Here is a 14,372-nt window from a genome sequence, read left to right on the forward strand (position 1 = left end):
CCACGCAATCGAAGGGCAAAGCCGTCATGAATGCAGCCTGTAGACCTTTACAGCTAGCCTTGGAGAGGATCAGGATCTCGCCCGAGCAGCCATCCGCACTATGGCCTGGTTGATGGTTCGCACGCCAAGCTTCGCCTTGGCGTTTTCCTGATGGAAGGTCACGGTGCGTTTCGAGACACCGAGAATCTGGCTGATATCCCAGGCCGACTTGCCGCACGCCGCCCATTTCAGGCACTCGAACTCCCGCGGGGTGAGCGTTATGCCATCTACCACGCAATCTTCGGCGAGCCTGCGCCGGGCATGGATATGAACGTTGATCGCAACCAACTGCATTGCTTTTTCGTAGCGCGTCAGCGACCTCAAAAGTGGCGGATGCGCCTCGTTGGAGGCGAAGGTCAGTGCGGCGAACCGGCCGCGATGATCATGCATCGACATGGTCAGTCCGCCGCGAATGCCGAACTCAGCTGCTTTTTCCAGGACTTCCTGCTGCGAGGTCGGCAAATAACGGTGATCGCGGTCCACACCCCAGTCGAAGGTATCCCAGCCTCGCAGTCCCCGCAGGATCACGGGATCCACGCTGTGGTAGCGCAGTTGCAGGTAATGTGATGTCCATGATGATGGATAATTCGAGATCAATCGCGGCGTGTCGCCGGAAGCGGATGGGTAGGTGAAATAAGCGAAGAACGGAAAGTCGAACCCGGCTGCGGCGGACGCCATTGCCTCATGGAGATCGACGGCATCGACGCTTGCAGAGAGTTGCTCGACCAAGGTTTCAAATACGCGATGCATCTGCGCTTTGCCTACCTCGCGGAGGTTGCTGGAAGCCGGGCGGAGACGTGGTTCTAAATGATGGCCTGTCCCTGCAGGGCGTACGACGCGCCGCCGTCATCACCGCAATTGCTGTGCTGCTTCCGATTGGAGAGAGCTCCGCGCACCTGACCAACTACCGATGGGTGATATTGCGACGTTATCGATGAGCCGCGTGTCGCCAAGCCAAGCCGCAGCAAGCAAGCGTGCCGGTCGGTCAAGGCTTGCTAACGATTGCAGGTCTGTTTCTCCGCGAAGCTCCAGGTATTCGAGCTCGCGATAGCCGGCAGCCAGAATTGTTGCACGCGCTTCATCAAGCGTAGGCAGGATGGGAGAGCCGCGTGCAAGCCGCTCGGCCGTATCGAGCAGGACCGATGCTAGTTTTGGGGCAATGGCGCGTTGGGCTGGGGAGAGCCGCACGTTACGCGACGATAGCGCAAGACCATCGGCTTCGCGGACTGTCGGACAGGGCACAATAGTGATCGGAATGTCGAGGTCCCGGACCAAGCGCCTGACAAGCTGAAGTTGCTGAAAATCCTTTTCGCCAAAAAAGGCGAAGTCAGCGCCGGCCTGCAGGAAGAGCTTGGCCACGACCGTCGCCACGCCATTGAAATGGCCGGGCCGGAATGCGCCGCACAGGCATTCGCTGATGCCGGACACTGAAACGACCGTGGCGAAGCCCGCCGGGTACATTTCCTCTGCGTCCGGCACATAGAGCAGATGCGTGCCCAGCGGCGCGAGCTTGGCAGCATCTTCGCTTTCCGTCCGAGGATAGGCAATCAGGTCGGCGGGGCTGTTGAACTGCTTGGGGTTTACGAACAGCGTCACGATCACCCGCTCGGCCCTTTCAAGCGCCTTCCGCACAAGGCTCAGATGCCCGTCGTGCAAGGCTCCCATGGTCGGCACAATACCGATCGTGGCACCCGAGCGACGCCATTGCGCAACGACGGCGCGCAGCTCGCTCACAGTTCGAGCGATCGGCACGCTCATGTGAAGTCTCCGGCCTTCAAGGCGTTGACATAGAGATGTTCGACCGCCGGAAAGTGCCGGTTCCGCACATCGGTGGCGTAAGCGGCGATTGCCGCCTCAGCCTGCTCACCGAGCTCGGCATAGCGTTTGACGAACTTCGGCCGAAATGAGGTGAAGAGCCCGAGCATATCGTCGCTCACCAGAATCTGGCCGTCGCAAGCTGGCGAGGCACCGATGCCGATGGTGGGTATGTCGATATCGGCGGTTATCTGCCGTGCAAGCTGCTCCGGTATCTTTTCGAGCACCAAGGAGAAGGCGCCCGCCTCGGTTACCGCCCTGGCGTCGCGCCTGATCCGCTCTGCATCGGCTCCCCGGCCCTGCACACGATAGCCTCCGAACGTGTTTACCGCCTGCGGCGTCAGCCCCACATGGGCCATGACAGGTACGCCGCGCGCGGTAAGGAAGCGGATGGTTTCCGCGATGGTCTCGCCGCCCTCGAGCTTCACCGCTGAACAACCGGTCTCACCCATCACGCGCGCAGCGTTGCCGAAAGCGTGCTCTGGGCTTTCCTCGTAGGAACCGAAGGGCAGGTCGACGACCATCAGCGCGTGTTCAAGGCCGCGGCGAACGGCCTGTCCGTGCATGATCATCATGTCGAGCGTGACGCCCAGCGTCGACGACAGGCCGTGCCCACCATGCCGACGCTGTCGCCGACAAGAACGATGTCGCAGTGGCGATCGAGTAGCCTCGCGACCGGCGTGGTGTAGGCCGTCAAGCATACAAGTGGCGTTTGGCCTTTTCGCAATCGAATATCTGGAGGGTTAATCCCTTTTATCTCACCAGCCGCGCTCAACCGACGCCCCCTTCCCTTACGTTACCAACAGCGGGTGTCGCGTTTGGCATATTTTTGTGCGACTGCGAAGAGCTAAAAACAGTGCTTGAGTAGTACGGTGTTGACGTGCTGGCTGCCAAGGTTACATTCAATCGATTAAGGCGCTCCGTTGGGCCAACCCACTTTCGCAAACATGGATCCTCAGACAAGAAGAACCAAGAAAGGCAAAGCCGCCGTCAAAGCTGACGAAGCCAAAGTGGACCTGACTGCCGTCGTGGTCGCCGTAAACGACAGTGAGCCCTGTGTCCTCACCGTCGGTCATGCGGACACCCTCCCTTCTGGACCTTTTGCGCTTGAGCATCGATCGCTGCAGTCGGGTTTGAGGGGGTGGGTGGAGCAGCAGACCGGCCATGCACTGGGATACATCGAGCAACTCTACACCTTCGCCGATCGCGATCGCATCGGCACTGAGCGCCACCAGCGCGTCATCTCAATCAGCTATCTCGCATTGACCAGGAAGGAACAGGCAACGAACTCGGCCGCGTGCGGCTGGCAAAGTTGGTACGAATATTTTCCCTGGGAGGACCACCGCTTCGGCACGCCGCCTGTGCTGCTCGATAGATTGCGGCCCCGCCTGATTGAGTGGGCCGGCGGCGCCAGCGAGCCGACCACTCAACGCGAGCGCCGGCAGCGCGCTGCGATAGCCTTCGGCTTCGACGACCGCCATTGGAACGAGGAACTCACGCTCCAACGCTACGAGTTGCTCTATGAAGCTGCTCTGATTGAAGAGGCCGGTGGCGGCAGGGACGCGATTGCGGCCGCGGCTGGCAAACCAATGGTCGCTGACCACCGTCGTATTCTGGCAACCGGGATTGCGCGGCTGCGTTCGAAGATCAAATACCGGCCGGTCGTGTTCGAGCTTATGCGGCCTTCCTTCACGCTGCTGCAACTGCAGCGAACCGTGGAAGCTCTGGCTGGCAGGCTCATCAACAAGCCCAACTTCCGGAGACTGGTCGAGCAGCAGGATCTTGTTGAGGAGACTGGGGAGACCTCCCTCGACACGGGCGGCCGACCGGCGAAGCTTTATCGCTTCCGCCATGCCGTTCTCGACGACAGGGCTATCGCCGGGACAAAATTACCGCTGGCGCGGGCTTGACATACTTATAGTCAAGGTAGACATATTCCCTTATTGTCAAACCGAATATAATCGAGGCGCCAATGGCTGGGGCGTTACCTATGGCTGCGTCCCTGTATGAGCGTGTCCGGCGGGTGATCCCTCCCGTTGAATGGCTCGCGTTCGCCGGCGATATTGAAGCCATCTTAGCGCTGAAGCGTGAGCGCAATGCGGTGGTGCTGGCGCACAATTACCAGACGCCCGAAATTTTTCATTGCGTGGCAGACATCGTCGGCGACAGCCTGGCGTTGGCCCACAAGGCGGTGACGGTCGACGCCGACATCATCGTGGTTGCCGGCGTTCATTTCATGGCCGAGACGGCAAAACTGCTCAATCCGAACAAGACCGTGCTCATCCCGGATCTCAGCGCCGGCTGCTCGCTGGCCGAATCGATCACGGCAGACGACGTGCGGCTAATGCGGCTGCGGTATCCGGGGGTCCCCGTTGTTACTTACGTCAACACTTCGGCCGCCGTAAAAGCGGAGTCCGACATCTGCTGCACGTCCGGCAACGCGAAGGCGGTGGTGGAATCGCTTGGCGTGGCGCGTGTGCTGATGCTGCCGGACGAATATCTGGCGAGGAACGTGGCAGCCGATACAGACGTCGAGATCATCGCCTGGAAAGGCCATTGCGAGGTGCATGAGCGCTTCACCGCAGCAGACATTCGGGAACTGCGCGATGCCCATCCAGGCGTCATCGTGCTGGCCCATCCAGAATGCCCACCAGACGTTGTCGCGGAGGCGGAGTTCTCCGGCTCGACCGCAGCGATGTCGGATTATGTCGAGCGGGAGAAACCGACGCGTGTCGTCCTTCTGACCGAATGTTCGATGAGCGACAACGTCGCGGTCGCGCATCCCGACGTCGAGTTCGTTCGCCCATGCAACCTGTGCCCGCACATGAAGCGCATCAACCTGGCCAACATTCGCGCCGCGCTCGAGCAGAACCGGCATGAGGTCCGGATTGATCCCGAAATTGCCGGCCCCGCCCGCCGCGCGGTCGAGCGCATGCTTTCCCTATGAGCCTGGAGGTTCGCGACATCGCCGGGGCGCCGGTCGTCATCGGTGGCGGCATTGCCGGCCTGATGACGGCGCTTCATCTGGCGCCGGAACCGGTCGTGCTTTTGACCAACGCGCCGCTTGGAACCGGAGCCTGCAGTGAGCTTGCCCAGGGCGGTCTTGCGGCAAGTCTCGGCGGCGACGACGGCCCGGATTTTCACCTTTGCGACACGATAGCTGCCGGCGACGGACTCTGCGACGAGGCCACGGTGCGGCGAGTGGTCCGAGCTGCACCCGAAGCGATTAGGACGATCCAAAGGTTCGGCGTCGCCTTCGACCAGCACCCTGACCGCGCGTTGCGACTTGGGCTCGAGGCGGCACACTCGCGACGGCGGATTGTGCATGCAGCCGGCGACGCCACCGGTCGCGAGTTGGTGCGCGTGCTCATCGCCGCGGTTCGGCGTACAGCCTCGATCACCACTATCGAAAATGTGGAGGTCCGCCGGCTGGTCGTGCAGGACGGGTCGGTCATCGCCGTGGTCGCCGCAGGACGAGCCGGCGCGCTCGCTCTGCCCACGCGTCGCGCGGTGCTGGCGACCGGCGGCGTCGGCGGGCTGTTTTGCGACACGACAAACCCCGCTGGCTCATGGGGTCACGGGCTGGCGCTCGCCGCATGGGCGGGGGCGGAACTCGCCGACTTGGAATTCATACAGTTCCATCCAACTGCGCTCGACGGTCCGCGCCGGCCGATGCCGCTGGTGAGCGAAGCCGTGCGTGGCGAAGGCGCGGTGCTCATCGATGAGCGAGGAGAGCGCTTCCTCGCTGACACACCTGGCGGTGAACTTGCGCCTCGCGACGTCGTAGCGCGCGCCATTTGGCACCAGCTTGCCGTTGGACGCCGCGTATTCCTGGATGCACGGCAAAGTCTCGGCCCGAGATTTGGCAAGCGTTTTCCAGGCATCGCCGAATTGTGCCGGAGCGCAGGGGTCGACCCCGCGACCGACCCGATCCCGGTGCGCCCGGCGGCACATTATCACATGGGCGGCGTCGCCGTAGACAGCGCCGGCCGCAGCTCCATCGAGGGATTGTGGGCCTGCGGTGAGGTCGCCTGTACCGGCCTGCACGGCGCCAACCGCCTGGCCAGCAACTCGCTCACCGAAGCGGCGGTCACCGCGAGCTGGGTTGCCGAAAGCGTTGCCGGCACGTCGTATACCCGGCGACCGCGCAGATGCTCCACATTCGTCCCTCCACGACCAGACGCTTCCGCGGTCCGCCCAATTGTCTCCGCCGCCCTGGGTATCATCCGCGACGGCGAGGCAATGCGCGAAGCGGTGGCGACCCTGCTGCCGATCGCAGCTGACAATGTCGCTGCCTCTGGTCCGGCTTTGGTCTCACTGATGATCGCCGTGGCGGCCCTGGGGCGGGAAGAGAGTCGAGGCGCGCACTGTCGGTCCGATTTCCCGCTCCACGATGCCGACGCGCGCCCATCACGGCTGACACTGCACAGCGCAATGCGGGCCGCGGCCGCACTCGATTGCCGGGCTACCATACGGAGCACCTGATGTGATTTCATTCTCCCCCCTCCCCGCGACCCTGATCGAACCGATTGTGCGCGGTGCGCTCCTCGAAGACCTGGGCAGATGCGGCGACCTGACCAGCGATGCGGTTATCCCGCATGATTGCACTGCCACGTTGGTGCTCAGATCGAGGCAGGCGGGCGTCGTTGCCGGGCTCGATCTGGTCTCGTACGCCTTCCTGCTCGTGGAACCGGCGATCAACATCCAGATCTGGCGCCCTGATGGCAGCGATGTCGGGGCCGGGGAAACCATTGCAAGATTGTCCGGACCCGCGCGAGGCCTGCTCACGGCCGAACGCACTGCCCTCAATTTCTTATGCCGGCTGAGCGGCATTGCCACTGCCACAGCGGCGATGGTTGAGGCCGTGCGCGGTCACAAGGCGAGGATCGTATCGACGCGAAAGACGACGCCCGGCCTGCGGGTATTGGAAAAATACGCCGTGCGCGTCGGCGGCGGTGCCAATCACCGCTTCGGCCTCGATGACGGCGTGCTCATAAAGGACAATCACATCGCGATCGCCGGCGATATCCGCACAGCAATAGAGCGGGCGCGCGCCGCCGCAGGGCATATGGTGAAGGTCGAGGTTGAGGTCGACACGCTGAAGCAGCTCGATGCAGCGCTCGCGATTGGTGTTGACGCGGTGCTGCTCGACAATATGTCGGTCGAGGATCTTGCCCGCGCGGTTTCTATAGTGGGTGGCCGTACGATCACCGAGGCTTCCGGTCGGGTGACGCCGAAAACGGCGGCGGCGATTGCGGCGACCGGTGTCGATCTCATCTCCATGGGATGGCTGACGCACAGCGCCCCGATCCTCGACATCGGCCTGGACATGCCGGACCACCAGAACATCTGCAAGCATTTGAACTGAGGATTACGGCATGAGGAGCAACATCAGCTCGGCAGGCGTAGGAAGGCGGTGGAAAGACGTGCCGCAGCTCGCCTTTTAGCGAGTGCGCTCCAAAGCCAAGTCGGACCGAGCTTGCCGGTCGACAGACTCCTGAAGGCGTACCGGACTAGCAACAAAGGTTTGACGATGACGGTTGGAATGAACTCGGAGTTCGACGTGAACCAGACCATGCAATCGGTCGATGGAACGCCTCCGCGATGGAACCGCAAAGAGGCTGAGGCCATCTACGGCATGCCATTCAACGATCTGCTGTTCCTAGCTCAGACGATCCACCGCCAGAACTTCGATCGAAACCGAGTGCAGCTGTCGCGGCTCCTTAGCATCAAGACCGGCGGCTGCCCCGAAGATTGCGGCTATTGCAGCCAGTCTGCGCATTACGAAACCGGGGTGAAGGCGTCGAAGCTGATGAACGTCAAGCATGTCATCGACGAAGCGGCCAAGGCGCGTGATGGCGGCGCAACGCGCTATTGCATGGGCGCAGCGTGGCGAAGTCCCAAGGAGCGCGACATGGACGTTGTGGTCGCCATGATCGAGGGCGTCAAGGCGCTCGGCATGGAGACCTGCATGACGCTCGGCATGCTCGATCTTGAGCAAGCTGCTCGCCTGAAGCAGGCCGGTCTCGACTACTATAACCACAACATCGATACCTCTGAGCGCTACTATGGCGAGGTTATTTCAACCAGGACTTTTGCCGACCGGCTGGAAACGCTTGGGCACGTGCGCGCGGTTGGGATGAAAGTCTGCTGCGGCGGCATCGTCGGGATGGGGGAAGAAAAGACCGATCGCATCGACATGCTGGTCACGCTCGCGAACCTGCCCGAGCCGCCGGAAAGCGTGCCGATCAACATGCTTATTCCCATCGAAGGCACGCCGCTTGCCGCGGCCGACGCCATCGATCCGATCGATTTCGTCCGCATCGTTGCGCTCGCGCGGGTGATGATGCCGAAATCCTGTGTAAGGCTGTCCGCCGGCAGGACGGCGATGAGCGACGAAACGCAGGCGTTGTGCTTCTTTGCCGGCGCTAACTCGATCTTTGTCGGCGACACGCTGCTGACGGCGGACAATCCCGGCGAGGACAAGGATAGCCTTCTGTTCCAGCGTCTCGGCATCGAGCCGATGGAACTCGCCACGCAATGAACGAGGCAATTCTTGCCCGCTATGACGCATCCTTGCGCGGACTGGCGCGCAAGGACCGGTTGCGGACGCTCGCACCGCGCGCCGGTCTCGACTTCTCGTCGAACGACTATCTCGGACTTGCCGCCTCCAAAAGACTTGGCGAAGCGGTTGCGGCGGCGATTGCGCGGGGCACGCCGGTTGGCGCCACCGGGTCGCGGCTGTTGCGCGGCAACGCACCGGAACATGAGCAACTGGAGGCGGACGCCGCGGCATTCTTCGGCGCCGACCGTGCGCTGTTCTTTGGCAGCGGCTACATCGCCAACTTCGCCCTGTTGACCGCGCTGCCGCAGAAAGGCGACCTGCTGGTCCTCGACGAACTCGCCCATGCCAGCATGCATGAGGGCGCGCAGGCCGGGCGCGCCGAGTTCAAGCTGGCCGCGCACAACGACGTCGACGCTGTCGAGGACGCAATCACCCGCTGGCGCGCCGAAGGCGGCACGGGGCGCGTGTGGATCGCCGTCGAAAGCCTTTACAGCATGGATGGCGACCGCGCGCCGATGGAGAGCCTGGTCGCGATGGCCGATCGGCACCAGGCATTCATCGTCGTCGATGAAGCGCATGCCACCGGCATCTGGGGACCGGACGGCCGGGGACTGGCCGCCGCGTGCCAAGGCCGCGACAACATCGTCACGCTCCACTCATGCGGCAAGGCGCTCGGCGCATCCGGTGCACTCGTCACCGGGCCGAGGACACTGTGCGATTATCTCGTCAACCGGTGCCGGCCGTTCATCTACGCCACCGCGCCCTCGCCGCTGATGGCGGTCGCGGCGCGCGAAGCGCTGACTATTCTGTCCGACGAGCCCATGCGCCGCGCTCAGCTGCAGGAACGCGTTGCCTGCGCCGGCCGCCAATTGGCCGAGCGCTGCGGCGTCGTACCCAGCGGCTCGCAGATCCAGCCATTTGTCATCGGCGACGTTGGGCGCACCATGGCGGTGGCGGCGGCCCTGCAGGCACGCGGCTTCGACATACGCGGCATACGTCCGCCGACGGTGCCCGAGGGCACATCGCGCCTGCGCATTTCGCTGACGCTCAACGTCGACGAGACCGACATTTCCGCCATGGTCGAGGCTCTCGTTGAGGTGTTGGCCACAGCATGACCAAACGCATCGTCGTCACCGGAACAGACACCGGAATTGGCAAGACAGTATTTTCGGCCGGACTTGCCGGGCTGCTCGACGGCTTCTACTGGAAGCCGGTGCAATCGGGCCTCGACGAGGAGACTGACAGCGAGGTCGTCGCCCGGCTTTCCGGCTTGCCCGACGGACGCGTGCTGCCCGAAGTCTATCGACTGACGATGCCGCTGTCGCCGCATCGATCAGCCGAAATCGACGGCGTCGCGATCGAGGCCGACGATCTTTCATTTCCGGTCCTGCCGACACCGCTCGTCATCGAAGGCGCCGGCGGGCTGATGGTGCCGCTCAATCGACAGACAAGGTTCATTGACATATTCGAACAATGGCGGCTGCCGGTAATACTGTGCGCCCGCACCGCGCTCGGCACCATCAATCATACGCTGTTGTCGATCGAGGCCCTGAGAGCCCGCTCCATCCCGCTCATCGGCATTGCCTTCATGGGCGAAGAGGTGGCCGATACGCAAAGGACAATCGTGGAATTCGGCGGCGTGCCGCAGCTCGGCAGGCTGCCGCACCTCGGTCCGCTGACGGGTGAAACGTTGAGAGATGCAATGATTTCCGGCTTCGACCTGGCCATGATTGCCGGAGGCGACTGATGGCGCAGTCTCGAGTCTGGCATCCGTTCACGCAGCACGCGCTAGAGCCCTCGATCCCTGAAATCGTGCTGACTGAAGGCGCCTATCTCCACAAGGCCGACGGCTCCCGCATCCTGGATGCGATTTCTTCCTGGTGGGTCGTCACTCATGGCCACCGCCACCCCCGCATCATGAAGGCCATCGAGACGACCGCGTCGAACCTCGACCAGATCATCTTCGCGGGCTTTACCCACGAGCCGGCCGAGCGCCTGGCCGAGGCGCTTGTCGGCCTCGCACCCGCCGGCCTTGACCGGGTGTTCTATTCCGACAGTGGCTCGACCTCAATCGAAGTCGCGCTGAAGATGGCGCTCGGCTATTTCCGCAACATCGGCGCGCCGCGTTCGCGCATCGTCGTCATGGAGCACAGCTATCATGGTGACACGATCGGGGCGATGAGCGTCGGCGCCCGTGGCGTGTTCAACGCCGCCTACGAGCCCTTGCTGTTCGAGGTCGACACCATCCCCTTCCCGGCCGCCGGGCGCGAGCAGGAAACGCTGGATCGGTTCGAGGCACTCTCCCGCGACCGGCGCGCCGCCGCGCTGATCGTCGAGCCGCTCGTGCTCGGCGCCGGCGGCATGCTCATGTATCCGGCCTGGGTTCTGACCGAATTGAAGAGGATCACTGAGGCCGCCGGCACGCTGCTGATCGCCGATGAAGTGATGACCGGCTGGGGGCGCACCGGAACCATGTTCGCCTGCGAACAGGCGTCCGTCTCGCCGGACATCCTGTGCACCTCGAAAGGTCTGACCGGTGGTACCATCCCGCTGGCCGCCACGATCGCCACCGATGCCATCTTCCAGGCTCACTATTCCGAGGATCGCAAGAAGACGTTTTTCCATTCGAGCTCCTACACCGCCAATCCGATTGCATGCGCGGCGGCACTTGCCAATGTCGAGATCTGGCACGACGAGCCGGTGGCCGATCGGATCGCGGCCTTGAGCGAGCGACAGGCCGCCGGGCTTCGACGCTTTCGCGACAACCCTCGCTTCACCGATTGCCGGACAACCGGCACCATCGCGGCACTCGACCTACGCACCGGCTCAGCCGGTTATCTGGCCGAGATCGGGCCAAAACTGCGCGCTTTTTTTCTTGAGCGCGGCCTGCTCGTGCGCCCGCTCGGCAATGTCCTGTACCTTCTGCCGCCCTATTGCATTACCGGCAACGAGTTGGATGGGCTCTATGACGCCATCGAGGAGGCCGGCGAACGCTTCGGCTCAAAGCCATGAGCCGATCATCGCGCATTCTCGGGCTTGGCCATCATGCGCCCGCGCGCAAGGTGGAGAATCCGGAAATCGAAGATCGTCTCGGGCTTGAACCCGGCTGGATCGAGCGGCGCACCGGGATACGGTCGCGCTTCTGGGCAGCGGACGAAGACACGCTGTCGGCCCTTGCCGCGCACGCCGGCGACATGGCGCTGACCAATGCCGGTATCGACCGCGGCGACATCGGCCTGCTGTTGCTCGCTACCTCCACACCCGATCATCTTCTGCCGCCAAGCGCGCCCCTGGTCGCACATCGGCTGGGACTAGGTCGCGCCGGCGCGATCGACCTGACCGGCGCTTGCGCCGGCTTCATCTATGCGCTGATGTTCGCCGACGGGTTCACTCGCCTGCATGGCAAAGCGAGCCTTGTCATTGCCGCCAACATCCTCAGCCGCCGCATCAATCCGGCCGAGCGCGCCAGCGCCGTGCTGTTTGCCGATGCCGCCGGCGCGGTGGTGATCGGTCCGTGCGATGACCCGGATCGAGGCATTCTCGGCGCTTCGGTGGATTCGGACGGCTCGCGTTACGGGCTGATCCAGATTCCTGCCGGTGGAAGCAACAATCCGTTCCATGGCGGCCTCGACCTCGAGCAGACCCGGATGACGATCACCGATGGCCGCGAAGTGTTCGCCAAGGCCGTGGAGATGATGACCGCCTGCTCGAGAGATGCGCTCACTGCTGCCCGACTGAGGCCGCAAGACCTCGATCGTTTCGTGCCGCATCAGGCCAATGCTCGCATTTTCGACGCGGTCGGCAGGAACCTCGGCATCACAGATCACTCGATGGTCAAGACGATCGCCGAATATGGCAACTCTTCCGCCGCGACGATCCCGCTCTCGTTGTCGCTCGCCCATCGGGCGCAGCCGTTTCGGCCTGGCGAGAAAGTCCTCTTGGCGGCAGCGGGTGCGGGTCTCAGCGGCGGCGCGCTTGTCGTGGGAATTTAGCAAAGCAACGCTTGCGCATAGGACTGCTCATGAATGAGACTATGAGAATGGCTCAATACGCAAATAGTCGCCGGCAAGCTCCATAGAGCTGGGTTCCGTGCGGTGCTCCGCGATGTCTAAGTATCGACCCACTTGCTCAAATCGCAGCGCTCATCGAAGGCCAGCAAAACCTCATGCAGAGCGAAAATCCTCAACCGCCCGTTTCAAAGACGCTCGCCCCATTTCGAAACAAGGTGTTTCGCTCAATTTGGACGGCCACCCAGATTTCCAGCCTCGGTTGGCTAGTGCAAACGGTCGCCATCAGTTGGCTTATGGCAACGATTTCAGCGTCCGACCTTATGGTGGCTCTCGTCCAGGCCGCATCCACACTGCCGGTGTTCTTCCTCTCAGTTTTCGCCGGAGCCATTGCCGACAACTTCAGCCGCCGGTGGGTGATGTTTGCGGGACACTGCCTGATAGCATCGGCGTCGATGACGCTGATGATTTCTGTGGGTCTGGGATTTGTCAGTCCTTGGCTGATTCTCGGGTTAGGTTTCCTGGCCGGCTGCGGCTTTGCCTTGAATGATCCGGCCTGGCACGCTTCGGTCGGCGATATCCTTCACAAACGCGACATTCCGGCCGCAGTGACGCTTATGTCCGTCGGATACAACATTGTGCGCAGCGTTGGTCCGGCCTTAGGGGGCGTGATCCTGGCCGTCTTTGGGCCGCTGGCCGCTTTCGCCTTGGCTGCGGTGAGTGATCTGGCGCCTATAAGCGCGATATGGCGCACCAAATGGGAGGTCCGCTCTTCGCCTCTCCCTCGTGAGAGAATGACGACGGCAATTCATGACGGAGTGCGCTTTACGGCGATGTCTTTGGAGATCAGGGCAGCGACCGCCCGAGCAGCTCTTTTCGGATTGGCAAGCATCTCCATTCTGGCGTTGCTCCCTCTCGTCGTCCGGGATCAGTTGAAGAGTGGGCCAATTGTCTACGGTATCTTATTGGCCGGCTTCGGCATGGGTGCTTTCATCGCGGGCATGGGCAACGGCTTCTTGAGGAAGGTCACGTCTCAAAACAGGCTGGTGGCCTTCGCCTCTGTGGCTTGTGCAGTCTGTTGCCTCTCCCTTGCCCTGACATCGTCGGTTCCTGTGGCGGCCATTTCGCTGGCGCTCGGCGGAGCGGGTTGGCTTATCACCTGGACGGGCATTGACGTGTCGGTGCAGTTGGCAAGCCCAAGGTGGGTTGTAGGCCGCACGCTCTCCATTTACTACGCCTTGAGCGCAGGCGGTATGGCTGCTGGCAGCTGGATCTGGGGTTCTGTCGCGCAAAACTATTCCTTGACCTCAGCATTGGAGGGCGCCGCGGGCGCTCTGTTGCTGGTTGCAGCAGCGGGGATCGTGTTGCCGGTCCGTCCCTGGGAAGAAACGGATCAAGAAAGTTCAGTTTTTCATCCGCCGGACGTGGCTCTCGATCTGAAACCCAGAAGTGGCCCTATCGTGGCCAAGGTCGAGTATTTGATATCGGAGGAAAATATCGAGGCCTTTCTGGGCTACATGCGCACGCGGCGACACGTCCAGAGCCGTGCCGGTGCACGAAACTGGACGCTCCAGCGAAATCTGCAAACACCGTCACTTTGGACGGAGACATTCCGCACCCCCACCTGGATGGACTTTCTCCGCCTAAATCATCGACTCACCGCAGCAGATAAGGAAGTCGGCCAGCATCTCCTGTCACTGCATGAAGGAGAGGTGCCTCCGCAGACAGTGCTTTCGATTGAACGAACGACCGAGGCAATTCGTACCCGTACCTCGACAATCTTTTCTCGTCCTCCAAGATGACGCCATCAAGCTGCTATCCAGGGACAGGGTGGATCACCGGTGCTTTGCAGAGCACAGCCTCACGCCGAGAGCAGCGTGCTCCGAGTTGTGCGATCGAGCGCACCCAGGCGAGATGATGATGAACGCGGCGTCAAGTGGAGTCCC

Annotated in this window: 12 protein-coding genes and 1 pseudogene; 10 read left to right on the forward strand and 3 right to left on the reverse strand. The window is 62.5% G+C overall.

Annotation, left to right across the window (positions count from 1 at the left end; translation table 11 throughout):
- Positions 1–69 precede the first annotated feature (69 nt).
- The 3 genes and pseudogenes from BLT09_RS19635 to panB form a co-directional block, all read right to left on the reverse strand.
- Positions 70–789: a LuxR family transcriptional regulator gene (locus BLT09_RS19635; protein ID WP_029354898.1), complete on the reverse strand. Its 720-nt coding sequence runs from the start codon at positions 787–789 to the stop codon at positions 70–72.
- 99 nt (positions 790–888) lie between these two features.
- Entirely contained in the window at positions 889–1,797 is a 909-nt protein-coding gene (gene panC, locus BLT09_RS19640; RefSeq protein ID WP_091595811.1) for a pantoate--beta-alanine ligase, read from the reverse strand.
- Positions 1,794–2,629 (reverse strand): annotated as a pseudogene (gene panB, locus BLT09_RS19645) (3-methyl-2-oxobutanoate hydroxymethyltransferase). Before panB ends, panC begins: the two are co-directional and overlap by 4 nt.
- Positions 2,630–2,801: 172 nt before the next feature.
- On the opposite strand from panB, the gene BLT09_RS19650 reads away from it, so the two are divergent.
- The 10 genes from BLT09_RS19650 to BLT09_RS19695 all read left to right on the forward strand — a co-directional run bounded on the left by BLT09_RS19650 (position 2,802) and on the right by BLT09_RS19695 (position 14,228).
- Positions 2,802–3,764 (forward strand): NUDIX hydrolase, encoded by a 963-nt coding sequence (locus BLT09_RS19650; RefSeq protein WP_091595813.1) that lies wholly within the window; start codon positions 2,802–2,804, stop codon positions 3,762–3,764.
- A 62-nt stretch (positions 3,765–3,826) separates the two neighbouring features.
- Complete coding sequence (gene nadA / locus BLT09_RS19655; protein WP_029354894.1) at positions 3,827–4,801, forward strand: quinolinate synthase NadA; 975 nt, start codon at positions 3,827–3,829, stop codon at positions 4,799–4,801.
- The gene (locus tag BLT09_RS19660; RefSeq protein ID WP_029354892.1) at positions 4,798–6,339 is read left to right on the forward strand and encodes an L-aspartate oxidase; all 1,542 of its coding nucleotides are present in this window, start codon (positions 4,798–4,800) and stop codon (positions 6,337–6,339) included. The genes nadA and BLT09_RS19660 overlap by 4 nt, the downstream gene beginning before the upstream one ends.
- Positions 6,340–6,343: 4 nt before the next feature.
- Positions 6,344–7,222, forward strand: coding sequence for a carboxylating nicotinate-nucleotide diphosphorylase (gene nadC, locus BLT09_RS19665; RefSeq protein WP_091595900.1), 879 nt, complete (start codon positions 6,344–6,346; stop codon positions 7,220–7,222).
- 207 nt (positions 7,223–7,429) lie between these two features.
- Positions 7,430–8,398 carry a biotin synthase BioB gene (gene bioB / locus BLT09_RS19670; protein ID WP_236370746.1) on the forward strand — a complete coding sequence of 323 codons (969 nt, stop codon included), beginning with the start codon at positions 7,430–7,432 and terminating at the stop codon, positions 8,396–8,398.
- Positions 8,395–9,534, forward strand: a complete 1,140-nt coding sequence (locus BLT09_RS19675; RefSeq protein ID WP_091595817.1) for an 8-amino-7-oxononanoate synthase — start codon at positions 8,395–8,397, stop codon at positions 9,532–9,534. Before bioB ends, BLT09_RS19675 begins: the two co-directional genes overlap by 4 nt.
- Entirely contained in the window at positions 9,531–10,166 is a 636-nt protein-coding gene (gene bioD / locus BLT09_RS19680) for a dethiobiotin synthase (RefSeq protein WP_029354884.1), read from the forward strand. The genes BLT09_RS19675 and bioD overlap by 4 nt, the downstream gene beginning before the upstream one ends.
- Positions 10,166–11,431 carry an adenosylmethionine--8-amino-7-oxononanoate transaminase gene (locus BLT09_RS19685; RefSeq protein ID WP_091595819.1) on the forward strand — a complete coding sequence of 422 codons (1,266 nt, stop codon included), beginning with the start codon at positions 10,166–10,168 and terminating at the stop codon, positions 11,429–11,431. The genes bioD and BLT09_RS19685 overlap by 1 nt, the downstream gene beginning before the upstream one ends.
- Complete coding sequence (locus BLT09_RS19690) at positions 11,428–12,411, forward strand: beta-ketoacyl-ACP synthase III (RefSeq protein ID WP_091595821.1); 984 nt, start codon at positions 11,428–11,430, stop codon at positions 12,409–12,411. The genes BLT09_RS19685 and BLT09_RS19690 overlap by 4 nt, the downstream gene beginning before the upstream one ends.
- A gap of 173 nt (positions 12,412–12,584) precedes the next feature.
- The gene (locus tag BLT09_RS19695; protein WP_029354881.1) at positions 12,585–14,228 is read left to right on the forward strand and encodes an MFS transporter; all 1,644 of its coding nucleotides are present in this window, start codon (positions 12,585–12,587) and stop codon (positions 14,226–14,228) included.
- Positions 14,229–14,372: the final 144 nt, after the last annotated feature.

The sequence above is a fragment of the Mesorhizobium muleiense genome (assembly GCF_900099905.1).
In the GTDB taxonomy this organism is placed as follows: domain Bacteria; phylum Pseudomonadota; class Alphaproteobacteria; order Rhizobiales; family Rhizobiaceae; genus Mesorhizobium; species Mesorhizobium muleiense.

What these genes read in the sequence shown, in the direction of transcription:
- BLT09_RS19635 (WP_029354898.1), bottom strand. Translation starts at nt 789, where the DNA reads ATGCATCGCGTATTTGAAACCTTGGTCGAGCAACTCTCTGCAAGCGTC.
- BLT09_RS19695 (WP_029354881.1), top strand. Translation starts at nt 12,585, where the DNA reads ATGCAGAGCGAAAATCCTCAACCGCCCGTTTCAAAGACGCTCGCCCCA.
- BLT09_RS19675 (WP_091595817.1), top strand. Translation starts at nt 8,395, where the DNA reads ATGAACGAGGCAATTCTTGCCCGCTATGACGCATCCTTGCGCGGACTG.
- bioD (WP_029354884.1), top strand. Translation starts at nt 9,531, where the DNA reads ATGACCAAACGCATCGTCGTCACCGGAACAGACACCGGAATTGGCAAG.
- BLT09_RS19690 (WP_091595821.1), top strand. Translation starts at nt 11,428, where the DNA reads ATGAGCCGATCATCGCGCATTCTCGGGCTTGGCCATCATGCGCCCGCG.
- BLT09_RS19650 (WP_091595813.1), top strand. Translation starts at nt 2,802, where the DNA reads ATGGATCCTCAGACAAGAAGAACCAAGAAAGGCAAAGCCGCCGTCAAA.
- BLT09_RS19685 (WP_091595819.1), top strand. Translation starts at nt 10,166, where the DNA reads ATGGCGCAGTCTCGAGTCTGGCATCCGTTCACGCAGCACGCGCTAGAG.
- nadA (WP_029354894.1), top strand. Translation starts at nt 3,827, where the DNA reads ATGGCTGGGGCGTTACCTATGGCTGCGTCCCTGTATGAGCGTGTCCGG.
- panC (WP_091595811.1), bottom strand. Translation starts at nt 1,797, where the DNA reads ATGAGCGTGCCGATCGCTCGAACTGTGAGCGAGCTGCGCGCCGTCGTT.
- bioB (WP_236370746.1), top strand. Translation starts at nt 7,430, where the DNA reads ATGCAATCGGTCGATGGAACGCCTCCGCGATGGAACCGCAAAGAGGCT.
- BLT09_RS19660 (WP_029354892.1), top strand. Translation starts at nt 4,798, where the DNA reads ATGAGCCTGGAGGTTCGCGACATCGCCGGGGCGCCGGTCGTCATCGGT.